Genomic DNA, 18065 nt, shown 5'->3' on the forward strand with positions numbered 1-18065 from the left:
CCAGTAAACCTGCTGTGTGCTAACCAGTAGCGGTAAAGTAAGCTCAGCCGACGTGATGTATCCGATCCCCTAAAACAGAGAAAGCCGCGATAAAGCGGCTTTTTTAATGCAACAAATTTACGTGTAGCACTAAAGAGTCATTACGCAAGTGCCGAAAACATAAAAAAAGGTAATCTTTACCTTTTAACATTCACTCATTAATGCTTCTGGTGCAAGTCTGACTGGTACTAACAAGGACGCCTATGCGTAACAACCAACCTGTTTCTCAGCGTGAATATGTCTATGACGATCATGCAACGCTGATGTCTACCACCGACCTCAACAGTTATATCACCTATGCCAATGACGCTTTTATTGAGGCCAGTGGATTTTCATCTGATGAGGTAAAAGGGCAGCCGCACAATATGGTGCGCCACCCGGATATGCCGCCAGAGGCGTTTGCAGACATGTGGGCAACCTTAAAACAGGGCGAGCCCTGGACGGCGCTGGTGAAAAACAGACGTAAAAACGGTGACCATTACTGGGTGCGGGCGAATGCCATTCCGGTCGTGCGTGATGGCAACGTTCAGGGATATATGTCGGTGCGCACCAAGCCTTCAGCGCAGGAAGTGAAGCAGTGTGAAGCGCTTTATCGCGATTTCCGCGAAGGACGCGCGAAAGGCCGCCAGTTTCATAAAGGGCTGATTGTCCGCAGCGGCTGGCGTCGTCTGGGGTCGATATTGAAAACGCTGCCGCTGCGCTGGCGCATCCGTACCGCCTTACTGGCTGTATTGCCGCTGTCCGTGGCCGGTGTGTGGGCAATGGGCGTCTCGCTGCTGGCGCTGAGCGGATTTGCTGGTGGGATGGCCTGCCTGCTGTTGCTGGTCAGCCTGTGGCTCGAACAGCAGATTTCCCGTCCCATTGAACGCATGTGTAAGCAGGCGCTGCGGGTGGCAACCGGTGCCAGTCACCAGGTTGAGCAGATGGATCGCATCGATGAAGTGGGCATGACGCTCCGTGCCATTGGACAGCTGGGTTTGATGTTTCGCTGGTTAGTGGATGATGTCAGCGGCCAGGCCATTAATGTGCTGAGTGCCAGTGATGCCATTGCCCGCAGTAATAACGAACTGAGCCGGCGTACCGAACAGGCGGCAGCCAACGTGCAGCAAACGGCCGCGACCATGAACGAAATGACCGCCACGGTGAAAAGCAATACGCAGACCGCCCAGGAAGTGAATTCGCTCTCGGTTAACACCAGCGAAGCTGCCATTAAAGGCGGCGACGTAATGAAAGAAATGATGGGGATGATGGCGGAAATTGCTGACAGCTCACAGCGCATTGCCAGTATTACCAGCGTGATCGACAGCATTGCTTTTCAGACCAATATTCTGGCACTGAACGCCGCAGTCGAAGCTGCCAGAGCGGGCGAGCAGGGTAAAGGATTCGCCGTCGTCGCCGGTGAGGTGCGCAGCCTGGCGCAGCGCAGTGCAAAAGCCGCCAGCGAGATCAAAGCGCTGGTTGAAACCAGTGCCAGCCGGGTCAGTTCAGGCAATGAGCATGCGGGCGCAGCAGGCCATACCATGCAGGACATTGTGCAGCAGGTACAGAATGTCACTTCCCTGATTGCGCAAATCAGTGCCGCGACCGCCGAACAGTCCACCGCGCTGAGTGAAGTGAGCACGGCGGTGGAAGATCTGGATGATATCACCCATCAAAATGCGGCCCGTGTACAGGAAAGCGCGGAAGCCTCGGGTCGCATGACTCACCAGGCTAACCGGCTGGTGGAAGCGATAAGCGTGTTTCGCTAAGAAACGGCTGCCTGCGTGCTCACATACTCGGCACGCAGCGCACCCGGCGACCGTCCGATAATCCGTTTGAACGCGCGGCTAAAAGCGGCCAGCGAACCGTACCCCAAATCGAAGGCTACCGTTTCCAGCGCTTCGCCATGATTGACGATGCGCTTGACGGCCAGCCGCATACGTAATTCGGTCAGGTAGCGCAGCGGTGTCATACCGGTGGCATGAAGAAAGCGTTCGGCAAACACCGAGCGTGAACTTCCGGCTTCGCGCGCCAGACGTTCTACCGTCCAGTTCTCGCCTGGCGAACGGTGCATGGCCGCAATGGCCTGACTCAGGCGCGGATCGCGCATCGCCTGCACCAGTCCGCTACTTTGCCCGCAGCCATTCTCCACCCAGCCACGCACCACCAGCGCAGCGACCACATCCGCCAGACGCGAAAGGATGCCCGCATGGCCCGCATGTCGGGTGCGGGACTCACGTTCCATCGCTTCCAGCATCGGGCGAATCTCCGGATATTGCGACAGCAGCGTACTGACCAGCATGACGTCCGGCATGGTGTTGATTAAAGGCTGCATACCGCCCAGTTCAAACGCCATGCTGGCGCTGAATAACAAGACGCTGTGGTCATCTTCACAGGCATCCGCGGGCGCGGTAATGGCGCAGATGCTGTCGCAGATCGGCTTGCTTGCCAGGGAGTCAATACACTGACAGTCCGCTTCCTCACTGGAAAGCAGGCTGTGCGGTTTACCGTGTGGGATGAGCAGGGCATCGCCACTGTTGAGCGTGAAAAGTGCGCCGGACGCACCTCGCACCAACAGCGTACCTCGGCCCACAAAATGAAACTGGGCGCGTCCCGGCGAGGCGTTAAAGCGCAAGCCAAACGGGGCGCTGACGGCAATACGTTGGTAGTTAACGCCGTACAGGCGCATGCCCATTAGCAACTCACTGGTTAACTCATCGTAACGGCTCATGGCAGAATCCAGACGAATTATCAAAAATAACGGTGTAACCATCATAGATCGTCTTGCTCTTCCCCTCTATGCTCAGCACTACTTTTTTTATCCGGAGAAGCAACATGAGTCTGAACACCGACGTGGCTGATGAGGTTTCCTTATCCACGCGTCCTGCGTGGGGGGCCGTCTTTGCGATGGCGTTTGGCGTGTTTAGCCTGATCACCGCAGAGTTTTTACCGATCAGCCTGCTGACGCCGATAGCACACAGCCTTAATGTCTCAGAAGGGCTGGCAGGGCAAACCGTTACCGTCACGGCCCTGATTGCACTCTTTACCAGCCTGACCGTAGGCAGCGTGGCAGGACGTATCGATCGCCGGGTGATGATGCTGGCATTCTCACTACTCCTCATCGTCTCGGCATTGATGGTGGCCTTTGCCGCCAATCTGACCGTCATTTTGCTGGCGCGCGTCCTGCTTGGCGTGGCAATCGGCGGTTTTTGGACGCTGTCGACCGCCATTACCATGCGGCTGGTGCCCGCCGATCAGGTGCCGCGCGCCCTCTCCATCGTCTTTAGTGGTATTTCACTGGCGACCATCATAGCGACGCCGCTGGGCAGTTATCTGGGTGGGCTGGTCGGCTGGCGCGCTATCTTTCTGTTTACGGCGGGCCTGGGGGCGACTTCCCTGCTGTGGCAGTTTTTCACGCTTCCCGCCATGCCGGTGGAAGGCAACACGCGCAGCGGCGGCGTGCTGTCATTGCTACGGATTAATGTCATGCGCTGGGGAATGCTGGCGGTGATCATCATGTTTACCGCGCACTTTGCTTTTTTCACTTATCTGCGTCCGTTCCTGGAAAGCGTGGCACGCTTGAACCTTAGCCAGCTCTCTCTGGTGCTGCTGGCATTCGGCATCGCCAACTTTTTGGGCACCTATCTGGCTGGTTATCTGGTGACACGTAGTGTGTCACTGACGCTGAGCGGAATGGCCTTGCTGATGGGCATCACAGCCTCACTGTTGGTAGGGTTTGGTCATGTGGGTGGGCTGGTCGCCGTGGGCGTTGCGCTCTGGGGCCTGGCCTTTGGTTCGATGCCGACGGGCTGGTCGACATGGATTTCACGAGCGGTGCCTGACGATGCCGAATCCGGCGGCGGTTTACTGGTGGCGACCATACAGCTGGCCATCACGGTGGGCGCGGCTGCAGGAGGCTGGATGTTCGATTTTCGCGGCGCGGGCGGTGTGTTTCTTGCCAGCAGCGCGCTGATGCTGGTGGCGGCGCTCACGATATATACGCGCGTCAGGCATCACGGTTGAGTGGACCTATGGCAGCAATATATGCTGCCTTTCTATTTTATCCTGGTTTTTTAACCTTTTGTGTTTTAACCAAGCTAAACGTGCTCTTTACTTTCAGTTTTATTGAACAACTTAAGCAAAACCCTCTGCTTTTTTCTGATCAAGATTCGGCCTATTATGTTTTCACACAAGGCAGAACGCCTTAATTAAACTGAAAAAGACCGAGGAATTAATCATGAAAGCTATCAAAACTTTTGCTGCTGTTATCGCCCTTGCCGTACTTCCTGTTGCAGGCTTCGCGCAAACTGTGACCGCGACCGGTTCTACTCTGGACAGCACCGAAGCGAAAATTGCTGCGCAGGCGCAAGAAGCTGGTGCTTCCTATAAAATCACCGAAGCCAACACCAACAACGGCGTACATATGACGGCTGAACTGCTGAAATAATGCTGGAAGTTGTGTGCTGACAGGACGCCTTTGGGCGTCCTGGCGGCGTTTGTGGGTGCATATCCGTTTCCGTCTTATCCTTTCCCATCCTTGTTTCCCTGCCAGACGTTCACCTTTTTAAGCACGCAATAATCATTTCAGCCTGCATCAGGCGCTTGCCTGAATTTCAAACACACTAACGCGCTTGCTGCACCGGTAACGGCGTCATGCGGGAAACGTTTTGCTGCCAGTAGCAGCAAGGTGATAAACACGCTTACCCCGAACGGTCGTCAACGCGTGAAACGGTAAGGCTGCCGTAGCCCTGTCAGGCGCCAGGGGATGTGAGAGGACATCACCGATTTAGGTGAGGAGAGCGTGACTCAGGTCAGGGGGATAAAGGCGAAAACGTATCAGCATCACCCGGAAGGCCGCTAAGACGGCTCCCAGTCTGGCGATCGCTGTCAACGGAAAAGCACGGTTTGTCAGCGTCAAACCGCCGGAATGGCGCAAAGCGCTGCCAGCATGGCCTGGCAGCATCCTGTGCATGACGCTGAACGCATGATGATTCGCCTGCTGCGCTAATCCGCCGCAGGCGAAGATCTCAGGTTATGACACGTCTTCAGAGGCGTCACGCATCATCTCACCGTGCGGCACGTCATCCAGAATCTGCTCAAAGCTGCGCAGACGTTTATAGATAGACATCAGTTCAACCAATGTTGACCACGAGGTGATGAGGTACTGGAACGAGCTGCGCACCTGATCGAAAACGTTGCTGATTTGGTTTAGCAGACCCAGCGTTATGGTTCCGGCGGCGATTGAGGGAAACAACATAATCAGGCCAAAGACATTGTCTATCTGCAAATAGAACATCCTGGCAATATTGAAATACAGATAATGAAAGTAGAGTCGGAAGTAATTCAACCTGACATTGTCGAAAAGCACTTTTACCGTCGGCGGCGTGGCGCGATCGGCATGGTCTTCACCGTAAACCAGTTCTTTACGATAAGCGGCTTCTACCCGCTGATTACGAAACTCCAGGCCTGGTAACTTTAATCCGACTAATGCTAATAGTCCTGTTCCCAGTACAGACCAGACAACGGCGGCAATGACCAGTGCATAAGGTATGGAGCCAAGAATCGGTACGCTTTTTACATGATGCGACAACTGAACCAGTATGGGTAAAAAGGCGATGAGCGTCATGATAGCCTGAATAAAACTGACGCCCCAGCCCTCGAGAGTACCCGCAAAGCGCATGGTATCTTCCTGGACACGCTGGGCTGCGCCTTCAATATGACGTAAGCGCTGCCAGTGATGCATATAGTAATTGTTCATGGCAGTACGCCAGCGAAATACCCAGTGGCTGATGAAGAAGGCATTAATTACGCCAATTGCCACAGCCACCATAACAATGCCTGCTACACCCACAACTTCAGAATAGAGCTGGCTAATCGGTACTGCGCCTGGTTTTGTTAATGCCTTTTGGATCAGGTCGTAAAAGGGCTGATACCAGGCGTTAATTGCAACACCGACCTGCACCCCAAACCAGGTAACAAAAATAATCAGTGCCGAACCCCATACCGACCAGCGCTGCCAGGGATGGTTATCAACCAGCCGCCAGGCGACCGCGAAGATCGCGACCATCAGCCAGTAATAGGCATAAAACCACAATTCACCCGGTGCAATAAAACGCATCACCGTCGTGGGCAATGGCTGCTTCATTGCCGCCTGAAAAGCAGGCCAAAAATGCCCAGGTAACTCGCTGGCGAAGCCAAACCAGGCAAAAATGGCCAGCAAACTCCAAATGGCGGCCGTGCTGAAAAACAGCCCCGGTCGCGGGAAGAAAGACTTAAACATAGGTACTCCGCTGTTGTGTAATCGCTTTTATAACGTTTAAACGGCTATCTGTCTGTAGCCTGTTGTTTCTGAACATGACATCGACAAAATATATGTTAATGGAATTGTGCTTTTTTGTTTCCTTAAACTAAATGTTTATTGGTAATGGTGTTACACTTGCGCCAACTGTTACCGGTAACAGTTGGTTGTACCCGAAATCCGCAGATAAAAACCACTACAACGCACTCACTTCTCTTTTTCGTACCGCAGTTGATGCGGTGATGAGGCAATGTCATGTCAGACCAGAAAAAGGGTCATTCACGCAGGGATTTTTTGCTGAAGACCATCACCCTGGCGCCCGCAGTGGCGGTAGGCAGTAGCGCATTCGGTGCATTTTCTGCACCCGCTCAGGCGGCCGCACCCGCCGAAACTCCGTCTGCTCGCGATTATCAGCCCACCTGGTTTACCGCCGAAGAATTTGCCTTTATTAAGGCTGCGGTTGCGCGTCTGATTCCTGCCGATGAACGAGGCCCCGGCGCGCTGGAAGCTGGCGTGCCTGAGTTTATCGATCGCCAGATGAATACACCTTATGCCACCGGCGCGAACTGGTATATGCAGGGCCCGTTTAATCCCGACTTACCCAAAGAAATGGGTTATCAACTGCCGCTGGTGCCGCAACAGATTTACCGTCTTGGCCTGGCTGATGCGGACCAGTACAGCAAGCAGCAGCACGCTAAGGTGTTTGCCCAACTCGATGCCGGGCAGCAGGACGCGTTGTTACAAAACATGGAGAGCGGTAAAGCCAACTTCAGTCAGCTGCCCGCCAACGTGTTTTTTTCTTATTTACTTCAGAACACCCGCGAAGGTTTCTTTAGCGATCCCATCCACGGCGGTAATCAGGGCATGGTGGGCTGGAAGCTGATCAACTTCCCTGGCGCACGCGCCGACTTTATGGACTGGGTAGAGCGCGGTGAACGTTATCCGTTCCCGTCGGTGTCAATTCGTGGGGAGAGAAGCTGAGCATGGCGAATGCATTAAACAAAGTCGATGCCGTGATTGTGGGTTTTGGCTGGGCGGGCGCCATTATGGCTAAAGAGCTGACCGAGGCGGGCCTGAACGTGCTGGCGCTGGAGCGCGGCCCGCATCGTGACACCTATCCCGATGGTTCTTACCCACAGTCTATTGATGAACTGACCTACAACGTTCGCAAAAAGCTGTTCCAGGATCTGTCTAAAAGCACCGTTACGATTCGTCACGATGCCTCGCAGACCGCAGTACCTTATCGCCAGCTGGCGGCCTTTTTGCCCGGCACCGGAACCGGTGGCGCGGGACTGCACTGGTCAGGTGTCCATTTCCGGGTTGATCCTGTAGAGCTGAAGCTGCGTAGCCACTATGAGGCGCGCTACGGCAAAAACTTTATTCCTGAAGGCATGACGATTCAGGACTTTGGCGTCGACTACCAGGAGCTGGAGCCGTTTTTTGATAAAGCTGAAAAAGTGTTTGGCACCTCCGGTAGTGCCTGGAGTATTCAGGGCAAGGTCGTCGGCAAAGACAAAGGCGGTAACCCGTTTGCTCCCGACCGCTCTGACAACTTTCCGCTGCCCGCGCAAAAGCGCACCTGGTCGGCTCAGCTGTTTGCACAGGCCGCCGAGTCCGTAGGTTATCACCCTTACGATCTGCCGTCGGCGAACACCTCTGGCCCTTATACCAACACGTACGGCGCTCAGATGGGGCCATGCAATTTCTGTGGCTACTGCAGCGGTTACGCCTGTTATATGTATTCCAAGGCATCGCCCAATGTGAATATTTTGCCTGCACTGCGTCAGGAGCCAAAGTTTGAGCTGCGCAACAATTCTTACGTGCTGCGCGTCAACCTCACGGAAGATAAGCAGCGCGCGACCGGCGTTACCTATGTGGACGCGCAGGGGCGCGAGCAGGTGCAACCGGCGGATCTGGTCATCCTGTCTGCTTTCCAGTTCCATAACGTCCATTTGATGCTGTTGTCCGGCATCGGCAAACCTTACAACCCGATCACCAACGAAGGCACGGTAGGGCGCAACTTCGCCTATCAGAACCTCTCGACGCTGAAAGCGCTGTTCGATAAAAACACCACCACCAATCCCTTTATTGGGGCGGGCGGGGCCGGTGTCGCCGTGGACGATTTCAATGCCGATAATTTTGATCACGGTCCACACGGGTTTGTCGGCGGGTCGCCGTTCTGGGTGAATCAGGCGGGCACCAAACCGATATCGGGTCTGCCCACGCCAACCGGCACGCCAAACTGGGGCAGTCAGTGGAAAGCCGCCGTTGCTGATACCTACACGCACCATCTTTCGATGGATGCACATGGTGCGCACCAGTCTTACCGCGCGAATTATCTGGACCTGGACCCAAATTACAAAGATGTCTACGGCCAGCCGCTGCTTCGTATGACGTTCGACTGGCAGGACAACGACATCAAGATGGCGCAGTTTATGGTGGGGAAAATGCATAAGATCGCCGAAGCCATGAACCCCAAAATGATCATTGGCGGGGCCAAAAAACCCGGCACGCATTTCGACACCACCGTGTATCAGACCACGCACATCAGCGGCGGGGCGATTATGGGCGAGTCTCCTGAGACCAGCGCGGTCAACCGCTATCTGCAAAGCTGGGATGTGCCGAATGTCTTTGTGCCTGGCGCGTCGGCGTTTCCGCAGGGGCTGGGATATAACCCCACCGGTATGGTGGCGGCGTTGACCTACTGGTCAGCGAAAGCGATTCGCGAACAGTACCTGAAAAACCCAGGCCCACTGGTACAGGCATAAGGAAGATGGCGATGAAAAACGGCATTTTAGCCCTGATTCTGGGCGGTATTACCTTTGTTGCCCTGGCCGATGAGCCTGCTGGCGATCTGATAAAACGCGGCGAGTATCTGGCCCGCGCGGGTGACTGCGTTGCCTGCCACAGCAGTGACGGCGGCAAGCCCTTTGCGGGTGGATTGCCGATGGCGACGCCGATTGGCACTATTTACTCCACCAATATCACGCCGGATAAAGCGACCGGAATTGGTGACTACAGCTACGACGACTTTCAGAAAGCGGTGCGGCACGGCGTGGCAAAAAACGGCGATACGCTTTATCCCGCCATGCCTTATCCCTCTTATGCGGTGGTCAGCGATGAGGACATGAAGGCGCTGTATGCGTACTTCATGCACGGCGTCGCACCTGTCAGTCAGGCCAACAAAGAGAGTGATATCCCCTGGCCGTTGTCCATGCGCTGGCCGCTGGCAATCTGGCGCAGCCTGTTTGCACCGGACGTGAAGGCGTTCCAGCCAGCCGCGCAGGAGGACCCGACGCTGGCGCGTGGCCGTTATCTGGTGGAAGGACTGGGCCACTGCGGTGCCTGCCATACGCCGCGTAGCGTCACCATGCAGGAAAAAGCATTAAATAACACCGAGGGCACCGATTATCTGGCGGGCAGCAGTGCGCCGGTTGACGGCTGGACGGCGAGCAATCTGCGTGGGGATAACCGCGATGGCCTGGGCCGCTGGAGTGAAGAGGATTTACGCCAGTTCCTGCGCTATGGCCGTAACGATCACACCGCGGCATTTGGCGGCATGGTGGACGTTGTCGATCACAGCCTGCAGCACCTGACGGAGGAAGACATCACGGCGATTGCCCGTTATCTGAAGTCGCTGGGCGCGAAAGATCCGCATCAGGTCGCGTTTAGCGCGGATGACGCCACCGCCAAAGCCCTGTGGAAGGGCGATGACAGCCAGACGGGTGCCGCGACGTATGTGGACAGCTGTGCAGCCTGCCATAAAACCGATGGCAGCGGCTACAAACGGTTTTATCCTGCGCTGCGGGGCAATCCTGTGGTGATGGCGGACGATTCCACCTCGCTGATTCACATCGTGCTGGTCGGGGGGGAATTACGTGGCGTCAACGGCGCGCCTTCGACCATTACCATGCCGGCATTTGGCTGGCGTCTGAACGATCAGCAGGTCGCGGACGTGGTGAACTTTATTCGCCGCAGCTGGGGCAATAATGCCACGGATAACGTAACGGCGAAGCAGGTGGCCGAACTGCGTGAAGACGTCAAAGATCGTCAGGGTAATGCGGACATCAAGGTGTTAGAAGGGAAGTAAGCCGCAGTGTTTCAGCCTTCCCCGCAGGGGGAAGGCTGAATGTTCAGATGTTTTCCAGCCTGATACCGCGCGTCTTCGGACCAAAAAGGCCCACCGACAGCATAACCATCAGCATACTCAGGACGATAAACACGATAACCCCATGTGTTCCCGCATACTGCAAAATCACACCGATTAAAATACTGCTGAACGCGGTCGACAACCGGCTGAATGAGTAGCAGAAACCCACCGCCCGGGCGCGGATGTGCGTGGGGAAAATCTCAGTCTGATAGGCATGATAGCTGCAGGTCAGCCAGGCATTCGAGAAGGTGATCAGGAAACCGCAAATAATCAGCAATACCGGGTTGGTTTGCAGGGCAAACAGCGTCCCAAACACCACCGTCATCAGCGAAGAGAGAACGATTTGCCATTTGTTTTCAAGCTGGCTGGTAAAGCTGCCACAAATCAGCGATCCAATCGGATAGGCCAGCGTAATAAAAAACGCATACAGCAGGCTGTGGGTGATGGATGTCCCCTGGCCTGACAGCAGCGCCGGCAGCCAGTTACCAAAACCATAAAAACCAATCGCCTGAAAGAAGTTCATTACCACCAGCATGAGCGTGCGCTTACGATAGCGGGATGACCAAATCTCACGAAAACGACTCTTTTCCTGTCGGCTTGCCGCGCCCGTTAACGTCGTCAGCGGCAGGCCAGGGGCGATGCCGCAACGTTTTTCCATTTTCGACATCACCTGATGAGCGTCATCAAGGCGTCCCTGCTGCACCAGCCAGCGTGCCGATTCCGGCAGATTTTTGCGAACAAGCCAGATAACCAGTGAGCAGACCGCACCGGCAATCACCACCCAGCGCCAGCCTTCCAGCCCAAGAATGTTTTGCGGCATCAGCCACCATGACATTAACGCCACGGCGGGCACCGATAAAAACTGGATAAAAAACGAAAAGGCAAACGCCCGGTTACGCAAGTGAGTGGGCACCCATTCACTCAGATAGGTATCGATGGTCACCAGCTCCACGCCCAACCCAATCCCCACTAAAAAGCGGCACAGGATCACCATCTCAGCACTGTGCTGAAAAGCCATGATCAGTGAGAACACACCGTACCAGGCCAGGGCACAGATAAAGGTCAGCCGACGGCCAAAGCGATCGGCAAACGGCGTGAGCAGGCTGGCACCGACAAACAGCCCGAGAAAGGTAGCAGAGGCAAATGCCGCCTGATCGGTGATGCCTAGTATTCCGGCGCTGCCCGCATGGAAAATACCGGCTGCCAGCAAGCCCGTACTGATATAACCGGTTTCAAACAGATCGTAGAGTTCAAAGAAGCCTCCCAGCGCCAGGAGCGAGATAAAGCGCCATAAGCCGGCAGAGGAAGGTAGCGCATCAATGCGCTCAGCTAAGCTGGTGTTGGCGGTCGACGATGCCGGCGACGGTGCCATCCCTGTGATGAAGGCGGATGTCATGTAAGGTGAACCTCATATCAGGATGATTGCCATTCCCACTACAGGCCGTGATGTGTTTTGAAATAATTGCCCATTAGCGAGCCGTGAAGCAGCAGAATAATCAATTACCTGATTCTTGCCGACAGGAATAGTGATGAATTTTTAGCAACGCATATTGCAAGGTTGACTGGCACGGCTTTTCAGGCAGACGGCAAGACTGCAGATATCAACGGCGCACGAGCCGGTGAGGGCAAAAAGCGCAGTCAGCAGGTATCTTGACGGGCGCAGCGGTAAAGGCAGACGTCAGCCGGGTCATTCAGTGCCTTACCCCGCCCGGCAACACAGCTGTTTCCCGCCCTGGCATTATCACCAGAGCGGGAGCCCGTTTTACGCGCCCGACAGGCGGAAAGCAGAAAAGGCGTGGGTAAGATGCTGCGCCTGCTCTTCCAGCGAGGCGGCAGCGGCAGCCGATTCCTGGACCAGCGCGGCGTTTTGCTGAGTGACGCCATCCATCTCGGTTACCGCCTTTTCAATCTGGCTGATACCGTGATGCTGCTCATCGGACGCGGTGGATATGTGGTCCATCAGTTCGTTAACCCGGCTGACCGAGGCGATAATGGCATTCATCGCTTCGCCGGTGCGGCTGACCTGATCAGACCCGACGCGTATCGTTGCGACCGATTCGGCAATCAGGCCTTCAATTTCTTTGGCGGCCACGGCGCTGCGCTGCGCGAGATTGCGTACTTCCCCGGCGACCACCGCAAACCCTCGGCCTTGCTCACCGGCGCGCGCCGCTTCGACTGCCGCGTTCAGCGCCAGGATATTGGTCTGAAAGGCAATGCTGTTAATGACGCTGGTAATGTCCTCGATCTTTTTCGAGCTTTCGTTGATTTTTGCCATGGACACGATCACCTGCTGAGAAACGTTCTCGCCGGTTTCCGCATTCTGTACCGCTTCATTGGCCAGACGGCAGGCTTCAAACACGTTGTCCGTGTTCTGTTTAACCGTTGCCCCCAACTGCTCCATACTGGCCGCCGTTTCGGTAAGCGCTGCGGCCTGCTGTTCAGTACGGGACGCCAGATCGATATTTCCGCTGGCAATCTCTTGAGAAGCACAGGACACCGCGTGGGTAGAGTGACGTACCCGGATAATGATGTCCGTCAGGGACGTCCGCATCTGCTCCATTGAACCCATCAGTTGCTGAATCTCGCTCCGTGAGCCGACGTTGACCGGCACTGGATGGTCGAGCACGCCTGCCGCAATCTCGCTGCAGTGCGCTTTTGCGTTATTCAGCGGCGATAAGATATAGCGTCTGACAAAGATCAGTATCGCAACGATGATGGCAAGGAATAACAGGCCAAATACCATGAGCAGTGTGATCCCGGATGAAAAGTTGCTTTGGGCATCCGTGTTCAGTTTCTTCGCGTAAGCCTCATGCTGGGCCAGCACCTGGTCCAGGACAATTTCATACTGCCGGTCAAGGCGCACTACGTTGGCGATCTGGTTTTTAAAGCGCGTCTGATCGCGGGCTTCGGCGGCTTCAATTAAAGGCTGAATTCCCTGATTGCGGTAAGCCAAATAGGCCTGGCGATAGCGGTCGGCGTCGGCCTCTTCACCGGGAATACGCGGCGCACTCAGATAAGCCTGGAAGGCCGCATCGGCTTTCGCGGCCACGCTTTTCACGCTGTCCAGCGACGAGGTGGCCTGAGGGCCGTCACTCTCAATCTCCTTCATGTACTCCATCAGGCGTACGCGTAACGTGCGGCTGTGATTGATGGGATCGATAACCGATAGCACCACACGGATTTCTTTATTCACGGCATTCAATGATGCGTTACTGCGAGCCAGTAACCAGATGCTGACCGATATACTGATAAGGAAAAGAATCAACAGGAACGAGAGAACCAGGAGTGAAGATTTTTTTAACGACATTACACAGTCCCGAATAATGAATTAAGAACACAGTTATCGGCATTTGGGTGGTAAATATTTAGCAGGAAGGTACTGAAAGGAATAAAGAATAATGTGTATAAAACATGAGCAAAATAATGAACCAGCTGATTCAATATAATTAAGCGGCTGTCTGTCTTACCGCTTCGCTTATTTAGCGTATGACGTTACTGAATCTGAAAATTTCAGGGCCAGCCAGGCTGGTGCCTGAAGTAAGAAAAACGGTTTAAGCGGAACAGCTCTGGCGAAGCTCGTTATTCTGGCGAACGGTTTTTTCTTTAACAGGCTATAAATAAAGGCTTTGTCAGAAGTAATTAATGGTGATTATTGCGAATAAAACAATACCGAAAGATTATTCAAGACAAACTATTCTTTTTTTCTGGCCCGGTTCTGGTTGTAAAAATATCAGGGGGAAACGCTTTTATCTGCCAGGTAAATAATCCGAATGATGAAGATTTTCCCGGTTATCATCGTCATCCCCGACCTGTCGTCTACACTTCTTATCTCTGTATAAGAAAGACTTTACTCACCGGTATCGAGGTAATAATGCAAGTATGTCCCTATTTGTTTCTCTATGGTCGCTGTGAAGAAGCGATGGAATTCTATTTGCAGGCAACGGGTGGACAACTGCTGCAAAAAATGACCTTTGGCGATAATCCGGAGCAGGGCGAACAGGTCGGCGATCGGTCCGCACCGCCGCTGCCACCTGAAAAGATTATGCATGCCCATCTGCGCATTGGTCAGGGCGAGCTGATGATGAGTGACGGTAATCCGTACCAGCCACCGGCCTCAGAACACGCGGGCTATGCCGTGAGTCTGGCAACGGACGATGCAGAGCAGGGTAAAGCCTGGTTTGAGAAGCTGTCTGCGGGCGGGAAAGTCACCACGCCGTGGCAGGAAACCTTCTGGTCAAACGGCTTTGCTATGTTTATTGATAAATTCAATATTCCATGGCGCATCAACGTGGTGAAATCCGACGCGTAATGCACGGCATGAAGCCTGAAAAGACGAGAGGCCTTCTTCAGGAAGGCCTCAACGTTTTTTTAGGGTCGTGCCAGCAATCAGAAGTTATAGCCAGCAACCAGGTAGTAACCCCAGCCCGTAGACTTGATTTCAGACGCGCTGTCACCAAATCCTAACTCCTGACCGGCTCCCCACTGACCGCCGTTATGGAAATAACGTGCAACGGCTGAGAAGTGCCAGTGAGCGTAACCCAGTGACAAGATATGGCTGGAGGCGATTGCGTTGCTGGTGCGAATCGGGCCCGACTTATCGCGTAAGTCTGAACCCCAGTCGAAGTTGGTAAAGCCAACATAGCCAAGATTACCGCCCCACAGGGTCGTGATCGGCACAAAGTATTTCACTTTGAAGCGATAGCCATCCCAGCTGTTTTCATTCGCCGCACCGTAGTTTTCCCACTGGTATTTGGCATAGACGTTAAGTGACAGGCCGATATCGCTGTGCGTATCGATGTCTGTGCCCAAACCCATATACCAGGTATTTTGACGGTTAGCGCTGTTACGGCCCATATCGTAGATATAGTTGTTCGCAAAATACCACTCTTTAAACGGACCAAAGGCCAGGCTGGTGCCGGTCAGTTTATCAATCGAGAAACGTGGCTCAATTTCCATGAACAGCGGCGAACCGTGGTCGAAAATGCCGTTAGCATTGCTGTTGCCCGCGCCAAAGAAGTTTGGCAGATCAACGTAGCCGTAAAAATCAAACCAGTCTTTCTTTGCGAAAGCTTCGTATTCCAGATACACATCGTTATTGAACTGTGGTCCGAAACGGGTGTGGTAGCTGCCCACCACGTTGACGCTTTGATGCCACCAGTCGGAAACGTACTGGGGATCGTTTTCTGCAGCCTGCACTGCACCGTTTAAGGAGCCTGCCAGCAGGGCACCTGCCATTAACGTTTTAAATTTCATTATATTTTGACCACTGGTTTCTTATGCGCAAGACAATCGTTTGCGCGCTGTTTGGAAATCAATCCCAAAGGTTGGGCTGTGAAGTATCTGGGCCGCATTTTTTTAGTTAGCATAGCGTGCCTTTTACAATGAGATAGAAAATAGCTTTTGATCACATTTGTCAAAATGTGTTGCATAACAATTCATCAATATTGTGACTTGAATCACAATATTGATGGAGGCGAACGGAACCAGGCAACCGTTTACGTTGTCGGGTTCCGGTTCGAACGACGGGGATTAAGGAAAGGTGACGCGCACCTGAAAACCGCAGCGGTCACCTTGCGGAGTCAGGCAGTTGGACAGGGCAACGTGGATCTGATGTTTCTGCGCAACACTGCGCACAATCGACAAACCTAAACCGCTCCCCTGCGCTTTTACATCGGGCGAGCGGGCAAAACGGTCAAACGCGCGTTCGATAAAGGACTCAGGCATACCCGGGCCGTTATCAACGATATCCACCACGGTTTGCCCCGCCACCCGGTGCAGCAGGACATCCACCAGGCTGCCTTCGGGCGTGTGCAACATGGCGTTGCCGATCAGGTTGTCAAACAGGCTCCGCAGCTCTGAACGTCCGGCCTGCAAATGGTAGTGCGTGGTTCCGCTAAAGCCGATATCGATACCGCGCTTATCGGCCACCACCATGAGCTGCTCAATGCTCTCTTTCAGCACATCTTCCAGCGCGATATTTTCCACGCTGGCGACGACGGACTGATCTTCCCAGCGCGACATATTCAGCAACTGGGTGACCAGGTGACGAGTACGGGTGACGCCGGATTCCAGTTGCGCAAACTGGCGGCTGGCCTCGCCAGGCTGAATGTGCTGGCGCAGGTTTTCCAGCTGCAGCGTGACCGCCGTGACCGGCGTCCGCAGTTCGTGAGCAGCATCTTCCATAAACTGACGCTGTGAAGACCAGGCGGCACGTAGCTTATCCAGCAGAGAGTTATAGGCGGCGACCAGCGGCTGAATTTCGTCCGGGAGGCTTTCAGGGGAAACGCTGTGTGGGTGATGGGCGTCCTGCGCGGCAATTTCACGCGAGGCAACGCGCAAATCCCGGGTGATTTTGCGTACCACCAGCCAGATCACCAGCAACGACAGCGGCATCATTAAAATCAGCGGAATAATGGCTGACAGCGCCCGTCTCACCATCATTTCTTTCATGTAGCTGAGATTGAGCATCACCTGAATGGTTTTTATCTCGCTGCCCGGCTGGCCTGAGCGGGTGTAAATGCGCCATTCGCAGTCGTGGCAACCGCCAATCTGCACATCTTTATAGCCGTTTTCAGCCTGCAGCGGCGCATGCAGTTCAGGCCAGGAGCTGGAGCGTAACTGGCCTTTGGCGTCCCATAACTGAATCACGAAGGCGCTTTTAATCTTGTGTGCGGGCGCAATAAGCGGCATCAGCGGGGGGATTTCGCGGTTCACTGACCAGGCATCAGCCAGCTTGGCTAACTGCTCATCCTTGATGACGCCAACCATTTCACCGTAGCAGCTGAAAAAGTACCAGGCCACGCCGCCAATCATCAGCAAATGAATCACCAGTAACGTACTGAGTAATTTATTACGTAACGATCGCATAAAAATTTTCATATTGCCGGTACCCGCCAACCCAGTCCGCGTACATTGCGGATCACATCATTATCCAGCTTGCGCCGCATCCCGTGGATTAAGACATCCACTGCATTACTGCTGACTTCTTCACCCCAGCCATAAATACGGTTTTCCAACTGCTCGCGTGACAGGATGGCACCGGGCCGTTCCAGCAGCGCATAGAGCAGGGCATATTCACGCGCGGTTAACTGCTCACGTTGCCCTTTGTACAGCACTTCGCGTGTCAGCATATCCAGTTGAACATCACCGCTGCCCAGCAGCGAATCGGCAGAGCCATGATGGCGGCGGGTAATTGCCCGCATTCGGGCCATCACTTCCTGCAGATCAAAAGGCTTAAGCAGATAGTCATCCGCACCGTAATCCAGGCCCTGCACCCGCTGGGCGACCGTATCACGGGCGGTAAGAATTAAAACCGGCGTGGCATCGCCGCGCGCCCGCGCGCGCCGCAGCACCTGCAAACCGTCGTCGCGGGGTAAGCCGAGATCAAGCAGTACGCAGCTGTAGCCGCCTTCGCTCCAGGCATTTTGCGCGTAAACGCCATCGCGCACCCAGTCGACTGACCAGCCTGCCGCTTCCAGCGCCTGCTGCAGATTTGCGCCGATCATTTCATCATCTTCGACCAACAACACGCGCATGGATGACGTCCCCCGAAAAATGGCAACAGTGTAGCGCTGGATTATTAGCGCAGAATTATTGGCA

The 18065-nt window shown here is 54.4% G+C and carries 14 protein-coding genes; 7 read left to right on the forward strand and 7 right to left on the reverse strand.

The annotated features are described in order from the left end of the window. Positions 1–242 precede the first annotated feature (242 nt). Complete coding sequence (locus NR177_RS00350; RefSeq protein ID WP_063878020.1) at positions 243–1787, forward strand: PAS domain-containing methyl-accepting chemotaxis protein; 1545 nt, start codon at positions 243–245, stop codon at positions 1785–1787. Here NR177_RS00350 and NR177_RS00355 read toward each other — a convergent pair. Further along, positions 1784–2749: an AraC family transcriptional regulator gene (locus NR177_RS00355; RefSeq protein WP_063878021.1), complete on the reverse strand. Its 966-nt coding sequence runs from the start codon at positions 2747–2749 to the stop codon at positions 1784–1786. The genes NR177_RS00350 and NR177_RS00355 overlap by 4 nt on opposite strands. Before the next feature lie 104 nt (positions 2750–2853). Here NR177_RS00355 and NR177_RS00360 point away from each other — a divergent pair, with 104 nt between their 5' ends. After that, positions 2854–4041 carry an MFS transporter gene (locus NR177_RS00360; protein ID WP_063878022.1) on the forward strand — a complete coding sequence of 396 codons (1188 nt, stop codon included), beginning with the start codon at positions 2854–2856 and terminating at the stop codon, positions 4039–4041. 214 nt (positions 4042–4255) lie between these two features. Next, the gene (locus NR177_RS00365) at positions 4256–4465 is read left to right on the forward strand and encodes a DUF1471 domain-containing protein (protein ID WP_096011394.1); all 210 of its coding nucleotides are present in this window, start codon (positions 4256–4258) and stop codon (positions 4463–4465) included. Between the two features lie 585 nt (positions 4466–5050). On the opposite strand, the gene sbmA is transcribed toward NR177_RS00365, so the two are convergent. Next, on the reverse strand, positions 5051–6298 hold the full coding sequence (gene sbmA, locus NR177_RS00370; RefSeq protein WP_241567348.1) for a peptide antibiotic transporter SbmA: 1248 nt from the start codon (positions 6296–6298) through the stop codon (positions 5051–5053). Positions 6299–6571: 273 nt separating this feature from the next. Between sbmA and NR177_RS00375 the strand changes: the two genes are divergently transcribed. Genes NR177_RS00375 through NR177_RS00385 form a run of 3 tightly spaced genes read left to right on the forward strand, consistent with a single transcriptional unit; the run spans position 6572 to position 10406 of the window. Then, a complete protein-coding gene (locus NR177_RS00375) occupies positions 6572–7297 on the forward strand; it encodes a gluconate 2-dehydrogenase subunit 3 family protein (RefSeq protein ID WP_096011396.1) in 726 nt (241 codons plus the stop codon). 2 nt (positions 7298–7299) lie between these two features. Continuing rightward, positions 7300–9084, forward strand: coding sequence for a GMC family oxidoreductase (locus tag NR177_RS00380; protein ID WP_096011397.1), 1785 nt, complete (start codon positions 7300–7302; stop codon positions 9082–9084). An 11-nt stretch (positions 9085–9095) separates the two neighbouring features. Further along, positions 9096–10406: a cytochrome c gene (locus tag NR177_RS00385; RefSeq protein WP_256852037.1), complete on the forward strand. Its 1311-nt coding sequence runs from the start codon at positions 9096–9098 to the stop codon at positions 10404–10406. 43 nt (positions 10407–10449) lie between these two features. On the opposite strand, the gene NR177_RS00390 is transcribed toward NR177_RS00385, so the two are convergent. After that, on the reverse strand, positions 10450–11862 hold the full coding sequence (locus tag NR177_RS00390) for an MFS transporter (RefSeq protein ID WP_181377113.1): 1413 nt from the start codon (positions 11860–11862) through the stop codon (positions 10450–10452). Between the two features lie 366 nt (positions 11863–12228). Further along, positions 12229–13773: a methyl-accepting chemotaxis protein gene (locus NR177_RS00395; RefSeq protein ID WP_256852038.1), complete on the reverse strand. Its 1545-nt coding sequence runs from the start codon at positions 13771–13773 to the stop codon at positions 12229–12231. 564 nt (positions 13774–14337) lie between these two features. Here NR177_RS00395 and yjdN point away from each other — a divergent pair. Then, a complete protein-coding gene (yjdN, locus tag NR177_RS00400) occupies positions 14338–14775 on the forward strand; it encodes a VOC family metalloprotein YjdN (RefSeq protein WP_063878030.1) in 438 nt (145 codons plus the stop codon). A gap of 77 nt (positions 14776–14852) precedes the next feature. Here the strand turns inward: yjdN and NR177_RS00405 are convergent, their stop codons facing one another. From NR177_RS00405 to NR177_RS00415, 3 genes are all read right to left on the reverse strand, one after another. After that, positions 14853–15719, reverse strand: a complete 867-nt coding sequence (locus NR177_RS00405; RefSeq protein WP_063878031.1) for a nucleoside-specific channel-forming protein Tsx — start codon at positions 15717–15719, stop codon at positions 14853–14855. Between the two features lie 276 nt (positions 15720–15995). After that, entirely contained in the window at positions 15996–17345 is a 1350-nt protein-coding gene (locus NR177_RS00410) for a HAMP domain-containing sensor histidine kinase (protein ID WP_109716756.1), read from the reverse strand. Further along, on the reverse strand, positions 17342–18001 hold the full coding sequence (locus NR177_RS00415; protein WP_063878033.1) for a response regulator: 660 nt from the start codon (positions 17999–18001) through the stop codon (positions 17342–17344). Before NR177_RS00415 ends, NR177_RS00410 begins: the two co-directional genes overlap by 4 nt. Between the last annotated feature and the right edge of the window lie 64 nt (positions 18002–18065).

Origin of the sequence: Pantoea sp. Fr+CA_20 (genome assembly GCF_024520835.1) — a bacterium.
Taxonomy (GTDB): domain Bacteria; phylum Pseudomonadota; class Gammaproteobacteria; order Enterobacterales; family Enterobacteriaceae; genus Pantoea; species Pantoea allii.

Bases quoted from the DNA above. Each gene is read 5' to 3' on its own strand.
- NR177_RS00350 (WP_063878020.1), top strand. From the start codon at position 243: ATGCGTAACAACCAACCTGTTTCTCAGCGTGAATATGTCTATGACGAT.
- NR177_RS00355 (WP_063878021.1), bottom strand. From the start codon at position 2,749: ATGAGCCGTTACGATGAGTTAACCAGTGAGTTGCTAATGGGCATGCGC.
- NR177_RS00360 (WP_063878022.1), top strand. From the start codon at position 2,854: ATGAGTCTGAACACCGACGTGGCTGATGAGGTTTCCTTATCCACGCGT.
- NR177_RS00365 (WP_096011394.1), top strand. From the start codon at position 4,256: ATGAAAGCTATCAAAACTTTTGCTGCTGTTATCGCCCTTGCCGTACTT.
- sbmA (WP_241567348.1), bottom strand. From the start codon at position 6,298: ATGTTTAAGTCTTTCTTCCCGCGACCGGGGCTGTTTTTCAGCACGGCC.
- NR177_RS00375 (WP_096011396.1), top strand. From the start codon at position 6,572: ATGTCAGACCAGAAAAAGGGTCATTCACGCAGGGATTTTTTGCTGAAG.
- NR177_RS00380 (WP_096011397.1), top strand. From the start codon at position 7,300: ATGGCGAATGCATTAAACAAAGTCGATGCCGTGATTGTGGGTTTTGGC.
- NR177_RS00385 (WP_256852037.1), top strand. From the start codon at position 9,096: ATGAAAAACGGCATTTTAGCCCTGATTCTGGGCGGTATTACCTTTGTT.
- NR177_RS00390 (WP_181377113.1), bottom strand. From the start codon at position 11,862: ATGACATCCGCCTTCATCACAGGGATGGCACCGTCGCCGGCATCGTCG.
- NR177_RS00395 (WP_256852038.1), bottom strand. From the start codon at position 13,773: ATGTCGTTAAAAAAATCTTCACTCCTGGTTCTCTCGTTCCTGTTGATT.
- yjdN (WP_063878030.1), top strand. From the start codon at position 14,338: ATGCAAGTATGTCCCTATTTGTTTCTCTATGGTCGCTGTGAAGAAGCG.
- NR177_RS00405 (WP_063878031.1), bottom strand. From the start codon at position 15,719: ATGAAATTTAAAACGTTAATGGCAGGTGCCCTGCTGGCAGGCTCCTTA.
- NR177_RS00410 (WP_109716756.1), bottom strand. From the start codon at position 17,345: ATGAAAATTTTTATGCGATCGTTACGTAATAAATTACTCAGTACGTTA.
- NR177_RS00415 (WP_063878033.1), bottom strand. From the start codon at position 18,001: ATGCGCGTGTTGTTGGTCGAAGATGATGAAATGATCGGCGCAAATCTG.